The sequence below is a fragment of the Streptomyces sp. B1I3 genome, assembly GCF_030816615.1.
Lineage (GTDB): Bacteria > Actinomycetota > Actinomycetes > Streptomycetales > Streptomycetaceae > Streptomyces.
The window spans coordinates 2,944,453-2,958,004 of sequence record NZ_JAUSYD010000001.1 but is presented as its reverse complement, the minus strand read 5'-3'; the positions used below and the strand labels follow the sequence as shown (position 1 = coordinate 2,958,004).

The window sequence follows — 13,552 nt, the reverse complement described above, 5'->3', positions numbered from 1 at the left end:
GCAGCGGGAGCCGTGCTGTGCACTGGGAAGTTATTGGTCTGGACCAAATCTGGTCAATAGTCCGTTGACGCGCCGGACCACATGCGCTGGTCGGCGCCGAATCATCACATCGAGTGAAACCATGGCCCGTGCTTGCGATTCTCAACCCACCGTTGCCAGGCTGTTGCTGTCTGTCAACCTGTTGGGAGTGGCCTGTGCCTTTCGGTGAGCAGCCCGCCTATCTGCGCGTGGCGAGCGATCTCAGGGAGAAGATCGTGAACGGAGCGCTGCCGCCCCATACCCGCCTGCCGTCCCAGGCCCGCATCCGCCAGCAGTACGGGGTCTCGGACACGGTCGCCCTGGAGGCGCGCAAGGTCCTGATGGCTGAGGGGCTGGTGGAGGGGCGGTCGGGCTCGGGCACGTACGTGCGCGAGCGCCCGGTGCCGCGCCGGATCGCCCGGTCCGGCTACCGCCCGGAGGGCGGGGCCAGCCCCTTCCGCCAGGAGCAGACGGACCAGGGTGTGCGGGGCACCTGGGAGTCCCGCAGCGAGCAGGAGGAGGCCGGGCCGGAGATCGCCGGGCGTCTGGGCATCGAGCCGGGGGACCGGGTGATGCGCACGAGGTACGTCTTCCGGGAGGCGGGTGAGCCGGTGATGCTCTCCACCTCCTGGGAACCGCTGGCCGTCACGGGGCGTACGCCGGTGATGCTGCCGGAGGAGGGTCCGCTGGGTGGCTGCGGGGTGGTGGAGAGGATGGCGGCGATCGACGTCGTCGTGGACAACGTCGCGGAGGAGGTCGGCGCGCGCCCGGGGCTGGCGGAGGAGCTCCTGACGCTCGGCGGGGTACCCGGCCACGTGGTGATGGTGATCGGCCGGACGTACTACGCGTCGGGGCGAGCAGTGGAGACGGCTGATGTGATCGTGCCCGCCGACCGCTACCGAATCGCCTACCATCTGCCCGTCAGGTGACCGGTGGGGCGCCTGTGTCGGCGGTCATGGGCGATGGCCTGCCCGCCGCGCCCCGTGCGGAGTTGACGCACTGCCGGTGACCTCGGGCGGCCGGTGACCCTCGGCCGTGACGGCACGTCACGGCCCGTTCGAGGCGTCTCGTTCGCCGCCCGCACATGGAACCGGTGAGCGGGAAGTCACCCATGGCGGACGTCGCGACGCCGGTTCAGGGTGCGGCGCCGCAACCGGGGTGGCCAGGGGGGTGCCCCGGCACGGTCGCGCGAAGCCGGCGGCCGGCGAGGGCCGGGAGGACTGCTCCCTGCGCCACGCGCCACCTTCCCTCGGGTGCGGGTGGTCCTCGACGGTCGCGGGGCCACGCTCGGTGACGCCGGTGCCCCTGGTGCGGGTGACGGCCGACCGATGCCGATGGCGACCGAGGAGGGGGCGCATCCGGACGGATGCGCCCCCTGAGGTATGGCCGGATGCGTATCTCTTTGTGTAAACACGCATCCGCTGAGTGAAGGTCAGGCGTACGCTCGGGCATATGCGTACTGCGGTTTCCTGGGGATCCTTAGAGACGTGCACGCCGGCAGGGAGAGGGGCGACATGCTGGGGAGGAGCGCGATGACCGACAGTGGTGCCGTGCTCCCCTGGCTGGTGATCAGGCAGGACGACAACGGCAACCGGTACCGCGTCGGCCGTTATGCGACACAGGACGAGGCGCAGAGGATCGCGGACGACCTGGACCGGCACGGACACAAGCAGCTGTACTGGGTGGAACGCGTCGGGCAGAGCGCGCACCCGTAGGCGTACGGCGCTCCGGGCGCCCGGGCCCACCCGCCGGTGCCGGAGCGTGGCCGCTGGGCGTGGAAGTCTCCGGCGCCCGGGCGGCTACGCTCCGCCCCATGAACGATTCCGTGGTGGTGGCCGGGGCCGTGTACGACGAAGGGCGGCTCCTGGCCGCGCGCCGAAGCGCCCCGCCGGAGCTGGCCGGCCGCTGGGAACTCCCGGGCGGGAAGCTGGAACCGGGAGAGAGCGGCGAGCAGGCGCTCGTCCGTGAGCTCAGGGAAGAACTCGGCGTGGAGACGGAACCGCTGGAGCGCATCGACGGCGAGTGGCCGCTGAAGCCCGGTTACGTGCTCCACGTGTGGACGGTCCGCCTGATCTCGGGCGAACCCCGCCCGCTGGAGGATCACGACGCCCTGCGGTGGCTCGCGCCGGACGAAGCGGACACCGTCGACTGGCTGGACCAGGACCGCCCCGCCGTGGCCGAAGCGGTACGCCGCCTGCGGGCGGCCACGCGCACCTGAAGCCCGGGCCGCCGCCCGGGGGAGCCGTACGCCCGTACGCCCCCACCCTCCGCCTCCCGCGATAGGTTGTCCGGAATATCGGGTATGTGCCGAATAACCCCTACGGATGGGGGTGCGTCCCCGCTGCCTGCCCTGGGAAGTGATCGGCGTGACCGATACCGAAGGCGAGCGCGCCGAGTGGAGCTTTCCGGCGGTGCCGGGCTCGGTGCGCAGCGCCAGGCACGCCGTACGCGACGCACTGCACCACTGGGGACTCGACGACGCGGTGGGGGACGTGGCCGTCCTCCTGGTCAGCGAGCTGGTGACCAACTCCCTGCGCTACGCCTCCGGCCCCATCGGGGTCCGGCTGGTGCGGCCGCATCCCGACGGCCCCAGGCCCGGCCGCGGGACCGGTGCGCCCCCTGAAGCGGGCCCTGACGCGGGCCCGGACGCGGACGCCGACGGGCCGGGGCTGCTGGTGGAAGTCTCCGATCCGCTGCCGGATCCGCCCACCGAACGCACTGCCGGGCCCGAGGACGAGACCGGGCGGGGACTGCAGCTCGTGGCTTGTTCTGCGCGCCGGTGGGGGACCCGGTTCGGAAAGAGCGGCAAGACGGTGTGGTTCGAGCTGCCTCTGCCTGGTTAGGAGTGGGGGGACACACAGCGATCACCGGAGGTCGGGCAGGACCTGGCTGAAAGGGACTGAGACCGTGCTGTGATCGTGAACGCCGTGCCGATGGGGCCCGTAGTGCTGAATACTGCGGGCAGGACCGGTCCGGTGTGTGAGCTGGAGGGGACGGTCGCGTGAGCGAGATACCTGGGACAGCGGGCGACGTCATGTGGCAGAGCAGCCCGCCTGGCTCGATCTATGACCACATCAGGGTCGCCTCCTTCTCGATCGGGCCCGACGGGCTGATCGAGCAGTGGAGCCGGCGGGCCGCCGGTCTCTTCGGCATGGCCTCCCGCGACGCCGTGGGCAGAGATCCGGTCGAGGCGTTCATGCCCGCCGAGCTGCGGGCCGATGCCCGCCGGCGGGTCGGGGAGATCCTCGACGGCAAGGAGTGGACGGGCCTCGTGCCGTTCCGGATGCCGGGCGAGAACGGTGCCCACGGCCTCGCCGAGATCTATGTCATGCCGAGCGAGACCGGGGCCGGTGAACGGGCCGCGCTCTGTGTCGTCGTGGACGTCAGGGCGCTGCGGCGCATCGAGACGGACCTGGCGGCCTCACAGGCGATATTCGGCCAATCTCCCTTCGGGTTTGTCCTGTTCGGTACCGATTTCGCCGTTGTGCGGGCCAACCAGCGGTTCGCCACCGTCTTCGGGGGAACGGCCGAGGACCACCGCGGCCGCACGGTCGCGGACTACCTGGCGCGGCCGGAGGCCGACCGGCTCTCCGCCACCCTCGCGCGCGTCCTGGAGACGGGGGACGCCGTCACCGACCTCCAACTCGTCGGCACGGCACCCGGCTCCGCCGACCGGCGCCACTGGTCCATGAACCTCTACCGGGTGCACAGCGGCTCCGGGCGGCCCATCGGCATCGCCGGACTCGCCACCGACGTCACCCAACGGCACATCGCCGCCCGTGAGGCGGCCAGCGCCCGCCGCAACCTCGCCCTGCTCAACGAGGCCAGCGCCCGCATCGGTAACTCCCTGGACCTGGAGACCACCGCCCGGGAACTGCTCGACGTGGCCGTGCCCGGCTTCTGCGACCTCGCCTCCGTGGACCTCTACCAAGGGCTGCTGACCGGCGAGGAGTCCGCACCGGGCAGCTGGGGCCGCTACCACCAAAAGTCCGGCAGCGGCTCGGCCGAGCTGCGCCGGGTGGCGCAGGCCAGTGCCGTGTCCGACGCGCTGCCGGAGGTCCTGCCGGGCACCTCCACGGGATCCGGAGGGGACACGGGGCCCCCGGCACTGGGCGCGGTCCACCACTACCCGTTCCACTCGCCCTGCGCCGTCGCCCTGCGCACCGGGCGCGTCACGGACGTACCCGGGGACGACCGGGGCTTCGTCCACTCCACGCTCGCCGTGCCGATGGTCGCGCACGACATCGTCGTCGGCCTCGTCCAGTTCTCCCGCACCAAGGGCAGCGAGCCCTTCGGCGAACGGGACCGGGCGCTGGCCACGGAGCTCGCGGCCCGTGCCGCCGTCTGCATCGACAACGCCCGCCTCTACCGCCGCGAGCACGAGCGGGCACTCATACTCCAGCGAAGCCTGCTCCCCCCGGGCGACCCCGAGGCCGCAGGCCTCGACATCGCCTGCCGCTACCTGCCGGGCAACACGGCCACCGAGGTCGGCGGTGACTGGTTCGACGTGATCGAGCTCCCCGGCCACCGCACGGCCCTGGTCGTCGGTGACGTCATGGGCCGCGGGCTGAGGGCCGCCGTCGCCATGGGCGAACTCCGCACCGCCGTACGCACCCTGGCGCTCCTGGACCTGGAACCCGCCGAGGTGCTGTCCGCGCTCGACGAGGTCGCCCGCGGCCTCGGCACCCCGGGAGGCGGAGAGCGCAGCGACGGATTCGGCGGGGGCGGGGGCGGGGGCGCGCAGTGGCCCTCGCGCGCCGCCCACAAGTCACGTGAGGCGGACCTCTCCGAGGTCTATCTGGCAACCTGCGTGTACGCGGTGTACGACCCCGTCACCCGCCGGTGCACCTTCGCCAACGCGGGCCACCTCCCGCCCGCGGTGGTCGAACCCGGCGAGCCGGCCCTGCTCCTCGACGTACCGCCGGGCATGCCGCTCGGCGTCGGCGGCGAACCCTTCGAGGAGGTGGAGGTGGAGCTCAAGGAGGGCTCCCTCCTCGCGCTCTACACCGACGGACTCGTCGAGTCCCGCGACCACCCGCTCGACGAGGGCCTGGAGGCCTTCCGGCGTGCGCTCGCGGAACCGTCGCAGCCGCTGGAGGACGTCTGCGACCACGTGCTGACCACCCTCGACACCAGTCACGGCGAGGACGACATCGCCCTGCTGATGGCCCGTATCCAAGGGCTCCCCGCGGACGCGGTGGGTGACTGGCGGCTTCCGCGCGAGCTGCGCTCCGTGGGCCGGGCCCGCGAACTCGCCCGCGCCCAGCTCACCGCGTGGGACCTGGACGACCTGGTGGACACCACCGAGCTGCTCGTCAGCGAGCTCGTCACCAACGCCCTGCGCTACGGCGAGGGCGAGATCCGGCTCCGGCTCCTGCGCGACCGCACGCTCGTCTGCGAGGTGTGGGACGCCGGGCTCGTCCAGCCGCGGCGCCGCCGCGCACGCGACACCGACGAGGGCGGGCGCGGGCTGCAACTGGTCGGACTGCTCAGCGCGGCCTGGGGATCGCGCCGCACCCCGCGCGGCAAGACGGTGTGGTTCGAGCTCGCGCTGCCCGACGGGGAACCGGCCGCCGAACCCTCGGTCGAGCAGTTGCTGAGCATGTACTGACAGGCAAGGGGCCGGCGCCCGCCCGTCGCGTGGGTGGCCCGGTCGGAAGCCACCCGTCTCAACCCGCCTTGAGTGCCGCGAGGCGGGCCTCGATCTCCGCGCCGGCCCCGAGGCTCTCCAGCTCCTCGAACTGGGCGTCCAGGGACGACGCGGCGAGTTCCTGCTTGCCCACCACCCTGGCCTCCTCGCGCCGCACCTTGTCCTCGAACCGGCTGAGCTCGCTCGCCGGGTCCAGGACGCCGATGTTCCTGACGGCGTCCATCATCCGGTTCTGCGCCTGGGTGGACGCGGCACGCGCGACGAGTTCGTCGCGCTTGGACGTGAGCTGGGACAGTTTCACCCTCATCCGGTCCAGGCCCGCCTTAAGCCTGTCCACCACCACGGTCTGCGAGGCGATGGTCGGCTCGGCCGTCCTCGCCTCCTGCTCCGCCTGCAGCTGCCGTCCCAGCGCGACCTTCGCGAGAGCGTCGAACCTGTCGGCGCCGGGACCGGCGCCGCCGGCGCGCAGCTCGTCGGCCTTCCTGCTGGCCGCGAGGGCCTTCTGACCCCACTCGCGGGCCGAGTCGACGTCCTCCCGGTGGTCCTCCTCCATCAGCCGGAGGTTGCCGACGGTGGCGGCCACCGTCTCCTCCGCCTCCGCGATGTTGCCGGTGTACTCGCGAATCAGGTGGTCCAGCATCTTCCGGGGGTCTTCCGCCTGGTCGAGAAGGGCGTTGACGTCGGCCCGTGCCAGCTGGGCGACACGGCCGAGAATCGTCTGCTTGGGCATGGCGTCTTGTCTCCTTGTCCGGAACGTCCCGTCACGAGCCGTCGGTCAGAAGCGGCCTCCCCCTCCCCTTCGGCCACGGGTGCCCGCACCGCCGAAGCTGCCCGGCCCGCCACCGAACCCGCCGCCACCGAACCCGCCGCCCGGCCCGCCACCTCCGCCGCCGAGGAGTCCGCCGAGGAGGATGCCGCCCAGCACGGCACCCCCGGTGCCGCCGCCCCCGTACGAACCACCCGGGCCGTGCTGGTCGAGGTAGGCCCGCACGTCCTGCTCGGCCAGGCCCCGCGCCTGCGCGGCCAGCGCGTCCGCCCGCTGGGCCTCGGCCAGGGCGCCCTGCGGATCGTCCGCCTCGGCCAGCTCCGCGGCCCGCTGCCACCTCCGCCGCGCCTCCGCGAGCCGGGTACGCGCCCGACTGCCGACCGCTCCCCGGTTGGTGGCGATGTGGTCGGCGGCGGCGCGGATCGACGAGCGGGCGGTGAGCATCGACCGATCGAGCAGGGAGGGTGCCCGCATCGTGCCGTGCTCCCGCTCGCGGGCGCCGGCGAGGGCCCCGTCCAGTGCCGCGTCCGCCTCCTCCACCCTGCGCAACGCGTCGACGGGGTCGTACGGACCCGCCCGCAGATCCCGGTCCACATCGGCCAGCACCGACTCGGCGCGGGCGATCATGCTGTGCAGATCAGCGGTCGGCACCCCCTCGGCGGTGCCTTCGAGCAGCCCTCGGGCCTCGGCCAGGTCCGTCTTCGTCCCGGTGAGGGAGGCCGGGAGCCTTCCGGCCGCCTCTGCCAGCTCCGCGGCCCTCCACTCCACCGCGTCGACGAGGGTGGACACCTGCGCGATCGCCCCCTCGGCGGCGCGCACGTACACCGCGGCCTTGCCGGCGGCGCCGCCGTCCACGGCCTGGCGCGCCTGGCCGAGGCTGCTCGTCGCGAAGTTCAGCCGGTCCCGTGCCTGTGCGGCATCGCCGGCCATGGGCGCTGCGGCCGATTCGGCGTACCGCTCCCGCATCCCGCCGAGAGTCGCCTCCGCCGTGGACACGCGCCCCGTCAGCTCGCGGAGTGCGGTCTCCGCGGTGGCCACGGCCTGCGGCGCGTTCTGCTCGAGTGCGCGCAGCCGGTCGAAGTCCTCGGTGACCGCGTCCAGGCGGCCGTTGGCGTCCGCGCAGCGGCGGACGATCTCGTCCAGCATGCGGCGCCGAGTCGCGTCGTCCTCGGGGAAGGCGTCGTCGAGCTGCTGACGCAGACGGAAGGCCGCCGTCAGCTCGCTCCTGGCACGGTCGAGGGCCTGGGCGAACGGTGCCGCGGCCTCCTCGCCGAGCTGCGCCGTGGCGAAGCCGAGCTCCTCCTCGCTGGTGCGCACGGCGTCGTCCGTGTCGACCAGATCGGCTCCGGCCCGGGCGTCGAGTTCCGGCAGCGGGGTCACCGGCCCGGCCGCTCCCGTGCCGCCCCGGCGGCCCGCCGCCGGAGTGGTCCGGGTCCTCGCCCGCCGCCTGCGGCGCGTGAAGGCGTACGCGGCGACCAACCCGGCGGCGACCACCACGGCCACGGGCACGATCAGGTTCACGGCGCCGCCGCCGGAGTCGTCGCCCGCCAGGGGGTCCGCGGCCCCCGGAGTGAGCGACGGCGCGGGGTCGCCGAGCGCACCCACCCTGCCGGTGACCTGCCCGTCGCGGAAGAGGGCGACGGGGTCGTCGGCGCGGGCGACCGGGACAGCCGGCAGGCAGATCCAGCACAGTGCTGTCAGCGTGGCGACCAGGAGACTCCCGGGTGCCGAAAGCCGGGATATCGGGGTACGGCTCGCAGGCGGTGTCACATTCGGGAGGGTATGTCCGCCCTCCGGTGCCCGCGACCCGGCGCCCCCCGTCCCCTTCGGCCGGCTCACTCCGCCCTGCACGGGCGGCGGGGAGCCGGTGGGCACGACGCGCTGCCCGCCCACCGGGAGCTCATGGTGCTGCGTGGGGTCTCTCCGGCGAAAAGACAGGCCACCTTGCAAGGTGGCCTGTACATCTTTACGGTGGAAGCATGTCCAGCGACACCCCCGGCGCCCAGGAGCGGAGCCCCGCCGACCCGACCGCCGAACACGTGGCGACGGAGCTCGCGGGCGTGGTGGGCCGGCTGCTGAGGCGGTTGCGCAGCACGTCGGCGGAGAGCCTGCTCACCCCCTCGCAGCGCTCCGTGCTGGCACGACTGCACGACGGCGGGCCGGCCACCACCGCGGTGCTGGCCCGCGCCGAACTGGTGCGGCCCCAGTCGATGCGGCTGACCCTCGGTGCGCTGGAGAGCCAGGGGCTCGTCGCCCGGGCACCCGATCCCCTCGACGGCCGGAAGTCGGTGGTCTCCGTCACGGACGCCGGGCGCACCACGCTGGCCGAGGTGCGGGCCGCCAAGCGCGGCTGGCTGGCCGTCGCGATCGCCGAGGAACTGGACGGCGAGGAGCGCCGGACGGTGGCGGAGGCCGTCGCGCTCATCAGCAGGCTGGTCGACACGTGACCCGCAGGGACGCGGACGTGATCCGCGGAGCTCCGGAGGCGGACCCGTCGGCGGCCGGCCGGGTGCCACCGGCAGGAAGCGGGGACGAACGGCCGGGACCACACTCCGGCCGCCTGCCCGCGCCGCCCCGGCCCGGTGCCGCGACCGGAGCGGACCCGGTGGACGTCCGCGGGTTCGGCGCCCGCCTCACCGCGCCCCTGCTGATGGGCTCCCTGCTCAACCCGCTCAACACCACCATGATCTCCACGGCGCTGGTGGCCATCGGGCACGCCTTCGGCATCGGCGCCACCGACACCGCCTGGCTCATCTCCGTCCTCTACCTCGCCAGCGCCGTCGCCCAGCCCGTCCTCGGCAAGCTGGCCGACGTCATCGGCCCCCGGCGGGTCTTCCTGGCGGGTCTCGTGGTCGTGACGGCCTCGGGGCTGGTCGGCGCGCTCGCTCCCGGCTTCGGCCTGCTGATCGTCTCCCGGCTGCTGCTCGGCATCGGTACGTCGGCGGCCTATCCGGCAGCCATGGCCGTGCTCCGCGACGAGTCGCGACGCGTCGGCCGGATCACCCCCCGCCCTGTACTGGCGCGGCTCTCCTTCGCGGCGCTGGGCAGCGCCGCCGTCGGGCCGGCGCTCGGCGGGCTGCTCGTCACGGTCGTCGGCTGGCGGGGCATCTTCGCCGTCAACGTGCCCGTCGCCCTCCTCGCGTTCGCCGTCACCCTCCGCTGGATCCCCGCCGACCCGCCCCGCGAGCCGGGCGCGGGCCGGCGCGCGCCGAAGCTCTCGCCGGACCCGCTGGGCATCGGCCTGTTCTCCGCCGCGCTGACCGTGCTCGTCTTCTTCCTGCTCGGCCTCGCGCACCCCCGGTGGTGGCTGCTGGCCCCCCTGGCCGTGCTGACCGCCGCCCTGTTGCGGTGGCAGCTGCGCAGCCCGCAGCCGTTCATCGACGTGCGGATGCTCGCGGGGAACGGCGCCCTGCTCCGCACCTACCTGCGTCACGGACTGAGCTACCTGCTGATCTACTGCGTGATGTACGGCTACACGCAGTGGCTGGAGGAGGCCCGGGGCTACTCCTCCGGCCACACGGGGCTGCTCATGCTGCCGATGTCGCTCACCGCGCTCCTCTGCTCGCTGCTCGGCGCCCGCACACGGACCCTACGGGCGCCGCTGACCCTTGCCTGTGTGCTGCTCACCGCAGGATCGGCAGTCCTGGTGTTCCTCTCCGGAGACACCCCGCTCGCCGTCCTGCTGCTCGCCGGAGCGTGCTTCGGCATCCCGCAGGGACTCATCGGTACGAGCAACCAGGCGGCCGTCCAGGCCTACGCGCCACCCGAGAGCATCGGGTCCGCCGCGGGGCTCCAGCGCACCGCCCAGTACCTCGGCGCCATCGCCGCCTCGAGCCTGATCGCCCTGGCCTACGCGGACGCGGCGAGCGACAGCGGGCTGCACCTCATGGCGGCGGTCTCCGCCGCCCTCGGAGTACTGCTGTTCGTCCTGACCGTCACCGACCGGGCCCTGCGGGCGCACAGCTGAGCGCCGCCGCCCTCTTGCCCCCCTCACACCCCCGCACAAGGAGTACGCACATGACCGCCACCACACTCGACCCCAGGTCCGCGCTCGTCGTCGTCGACCTGCAGAAGGGCATCGTCGGCCTCCCGACCGTGCATCCGGCCTCCGATGTCGTCGCCCGCTCCGCCACCCTCGCCGAGGCCTTCCGGGCCAAGGGACTCCCGGTCTTCCTGGTACGCGTGACGGGAGGCGCCCCCGGCCGCAACGAGGGTCCCGCCCCGTCGGGCCGGCCCGCCGCCGACTGGGCCGACATCGTGCCCGAGCTCGGCCCGCACGAGGACGACATCGTCATCACCAAGCAGCAGTGGGGCGCCTTCTACGGCACCGAGCTCGACCTCCAGCTGCGGCGCCGGGGCATCACCCAGGTCGTGCTGAGCGGCATCGCCACCAGCATCGGCGTCGAGTCCACGGCCCGCGCCGCCCATGAGCACGGCTACCACGTCACCGTCGCCACCGACGCGGTCACGGACATGGACGGCGACGCCCACCGCAACAGCGTCGAGAGGATCTTCCCGCGGCTCGGCGAGACCGGGACCACGGACGCCATCGTCGAGTTGCTGGGCTGAGGGAGGCCGGGATCCCCCGCCCGGCCGTGGAACGAGCGCGACGGTGGGCCGCACGGGTGACGTCCGTGGCCCCACCGGCCGCGTCGGCGTGCCCTCGCGCGTGGAGGTGCGTTCAGTGGATCAGCGAACCAGTGTGATCAACTGCAAATGCCACCTAAACGCATAATCCGGTCCATTCCGGTACGGGTGGGCCGGGCCGGCCCCGGAGGTATCAGCCATGGCCCACGTCGGCGTCCCACGCGGGAAGGCCCGAAAGCGCCGCTCCGTCGCGCTCCTGGCGACGGGCGTGCTCACCATCCCGGTACTGGCGGGCTGCACCTCGGCCGGCGAGGGACCCGTAGCCGTCGCCGTCCCGCAGGACATCGCCCCGGCACCCCGGGAGCAGGTCGCCGCAGGCTCGACGGCCACCTGGGCGATCGACGCGGTGCCCGCCACCCTCAACGCCTTCCAGGCCGACGCCGACGGTGCGACCACGCGGATCACCGGTGCCCTGCTGCCCTCCCTCTTCCCGCTGGACGCACGCGGCGAGCCCCGGCTCAACCCCGACTACCTGGAGTCGGCGAAGGTCATCGAGCGGGAGCCGAAGCAGGTCGTCCTCTACAAGCTCAACCAGCAGGCCGTGTGGAGCGACGGCCGGGAGGTCGGGGCCCCGGACTTCGTCGCCCAGTGGCGCGCGCTGAACGGCAGGGACACGGCCTTCTGGACCGCGCGCAACGCGGGTTACGAGCGGATCGAGAAGATCGAGCGCGGCAAGGACGACCTCCAGGTCAGGGTGACGTTCTCCAAGCCGTACGGGGACTGGCGCGCTCTCTTCTCACCGCTGTACCCGAAGGAGGTGACGGGGTCGCCCGGCACCTTCAACGACGGCGCCAGGGCCGCCCTCAAGAACACCGCAGGACCGTTTCGCCTGCGCGACGTGAACAAGGACGAGGGAACGGTCACGCTGGACCGGAACCCGCGCTGGTGGGGCGACGAGGCCAAACTCGATTCGCTCGTCTTCCGGGCCGTCGATCCGAAGAAGCGTGCCGACGTACTGACCGAGGGCACGGTGGACATCGCCGACATCGACTCGGCCACGGCGAACACCGTCGCGCGCGCGGCCCGCTACCGCGGCGGAAACGGGCAGCCGCCCGCCCACGGCCCGGGCTCGGACACCACTCCGGCAGCCGCCCTGCGTTCCTGGGCGCTGGCCCACGGATCGGACGAGGAGGCCGCCGAGACCGCCCAGGCCGCCCGGGCGGCGAACCGTGAGGCCGTCGCCGTGTACGCCGCGGAGCAGAAGTCCCTGGCCGGTTTCGCCGTACGCAAGTCCCTGGAGCCCGCGTACACGCAGTTGGCGCTGAACGGCGAGACCGGGCCCCTCTCCGACGACCGGGTGCGCCGGGCGATCGCCCGGGCCCTGAACCGCCAGGAACTCGCCGACACGGTGCTCAAGCCGCTGGGTCTGCCCGCGAAGCCGCCCGGCAGCCACCTGGCCCTGGCCGGGCAGCCGGCGTACAAGGACGGCAGTGGTGCGCTGGGCGACCAGGACACCAAGGAGGCACAGGCGCTCCTGGCGGACGCGGGCTGGACCCCGGGCGGGGCCGTGGAGAAGCCCAAGGACACCAAGGCGGGCAGCGAGGCCGACAAGAAGAAGGAGACGGACAAGAAGACAGAGGACGGGAAGAAGACCGAGGGGACGGAGAAGAAGGCCGAGGACGAGAAGGCCGAGGACAGCGCGAAGGCCGCCGAGGAGAAGGACGACAAGGCCTCCCGCGACGAGGGGCTGTACATCGTCGGCGATGAGAAGCCGGGCGACCGCCCCGCCCCGGCCGGCGCCGACGGCACCGCCGTCAAGGTCGCCGCCCGTGACAGCCGGCACGGAGGCGCCCAGGGCGCCTACGCCCCCGCCGGCACCGCCGCTCCCGCCCCGGCCTCCCTCCACGGCCGCCTCGGCAAGGACGGAAAGCCACTCACCCTGCGCTTCGTCCTCCCGTCCGGACCCGGCTCGCAGTCGCTGCGCGGTGTCGGTGCCAAGATCGTCGAGATGCTGGACACCATCGGTGTCGGCACGGTGATCACCAAGGTCTCCGACGAGAGCTACTTCGCGGACCACATCGCCTCCGGCGACTACGACCTGGCCCTCTACTCCTGGCCGGCCACCGCCTACCCCGCGACCGACGGCCGCCCGATCTTCGCCAAGCCGGAGCCCGCCACCGACGGCTCGCTGCTCGTCGAGCAGAACTACACCCGGGTGGGGTCGGACCACATCGACCAGCTCTTCGACCGTGCCGTCTCCGAACTGGACGCGAACGCCTCGAGGGAGCTGCTGAAGCAGGCGGACGCACGGATCTGGGCCGCAGCCGGATCGATTCCGCTGTATCAGCGGCCACAGTTGGTCGCCGTCGACAAGAAACTGGCGAACGTCGGCGCTTTCGGCTTCGCCGCGCCTCGCTACGAGGACATCGGATTCACGAAGTGACAAGGGGCAGGATCTGCCGCGAATCGTAAGAAGTAGCAGGTCAAAGCCGTATTCGAACCTCAGAATCAGCTCAATTCCCTTGCCCGCC

General features: G+C 72.9%; 11 protein-coding genes. 9 read left to right on the top strand and 2 right to left on the bottom strand.

Annotation, left to right across the window (positions count from 1 at the left end):
* Positions 1 to 194: 194 nt before the first annotated feature.
* From QFZ58_RS13335 to QFZ58_RS13315, 5 genes are all read left to right on the top strand, one after another.
* A complete protein-coding gene (locus QFZ58_RS13335) occupies positions 195 to 947 on the top strand; it encodes a GntR family transcriptional regulator (RefSeq protein WP_307125139.1) in 753 nt (250 codons plus the stop codon).
* Positions 948 to 1,550: 603 nt separating this feature from the next.
* Positions 1,551 to 1,733 carry an SPOR domain-containing protein gene (locus QFZ58_RS13330; RefSeq protein WP_307125138.1) on the top strand — a complete coding sequence of 61 codons (183 nt, stop codon included), beginning with the start codon at positions 1,551 to 1,553 and terminating at the stop codon, positions 1,731 to 1,733.
* A gap of 98 nt (positions 1,734 to 1,831) precedes the next feature.
* A complete protein-coding gene (locus QFZ58_RS13325; protein WP_307125137.1) occupies positions 1,832 to 2,236 on the top strand; it encodes a (deoxy)nucleoside triphosphate pyrophosphohydrolase in 405 nt (134 codons plus the stop codon).
* 139 nt (positions 2,237 to 2,375) lie between these two features.
* Positions 2,376 to 2,861: an ATP-binding protein gene (locus tag QFZ58_RS13320; RefSeq protein WP_307128851.1), complete on the top strand. Its 486-nt coding sequence runs from the start codon at positions 2,376 to 2,378 to the stop codon at positions 2,859 to 2,861.
* Between the two features lie 191 nt (positions 2,862 to 3,052).
* Entirely contained in the window at positions 3,053 to 5,629 is a 2,577-nt protein-coding gene (locus QFZ58_RS13315; RefSeq protein WP_307128850.1) for a SpoIIE family protein phosphatase, read from the top strand.
* Positions 5,630 to 5,687: 58 nt separating this feature from the next.
* On the opposite strand, the gene QFZ58_RS13310 is transcribed toward QFZ58_RS13315, so the two are convergent.
* On the bottom strand, positions 5,688 to 6,398 hold the full coding sequence (locus tag QFZ58_RS13310; protein WP_307125136.1) for a PspA/IM30 family protein: 711 nt from the start codon (positions 6,396 to 6,398) through the stop codon (positions 5,688 to 5,690).
* Between the two features lie 45 nt (positions 6,399 to 6,443).
* Complete coding sequence (locus QFZ58_RS13305) at positions 6,444 to 8,204, bottom strand: TPM domain-containing protein (RefSeq protein WP_307125135.1); 1,761 nt, start codon at positions 8,202 to 8,204, stop codon at positions 6,444 to 6,446.
* A gap of 209 nt (positions 8,205 to 8,413) precedes the next feature.
* Here QFZ58_RS13305 and QFZ58_RS13300 point away from each other — a divergent pair, with 209 nt between their 5' ends.
* The 4 genes from QFZ58_RS13300 to QFZ58_RS13285 all read left to right on the top strand — a co-directional run bounded on the left by QFZ58_RS13300 (position 8,414) and on the right by QFZ58_RS13285 (position 13,464).
* On the top strand, positions 8,414 to 8,881 hold the full coding sequence (locus tag QFZ58_RS13300; protein ID WP_307125134.1) for a MarR family winged helix-turn-helix transcriptional regulator: 468 nt from the start codon (positions 8,414 to 8,416) through the stop codon (positions 8,879 to 8,881).
* Positions 8,882 to 8,994: 113 nt separating this feature from the next.
* Positions 8,995 to 10,401: an MFS transporter gene (locus QFZ58_RS13295; protein ID WP_373428659.1), complete on the top strand. Its 1,407-nt coding sequence runs from the start codon at positions 8,995 to 8,997 to the stop codon at positions 10,399 to 10,401.
* A 50-nt stretch (positions 10,402 to 10,451) separates the two neighbouring features.
* Positions 10,452 to 11,003: an isochorismatase family protein gene (locus QFZ58_RS13290; protein WP_307125133.1), complete on the top strand. Its 552-nt coding sequence runs from the start codon at positions 10,452 to 10,454 to the stop codon at positions 11,001 to 11,003.
* A 217-nt stretch (positions 11,004 to 11,220) separates the two neighbouring features.
* Positions 11,221 to 13,464 carry an ABC transporter family substrate-binding protein gene (locus QFZ58_RS13285; protein WP_307125132.1) on the top strand — a complete coding sequence of 748 codons (2,244 nt, stop codon included), beginning with the start codon at positions 11,221 to 11,223 and terminating at the stop codon, positions 13,462 to 13,464.
* The last annotated feature ends 88 nt before the right edge of the window (positions 13,465 to 13,552 follow it).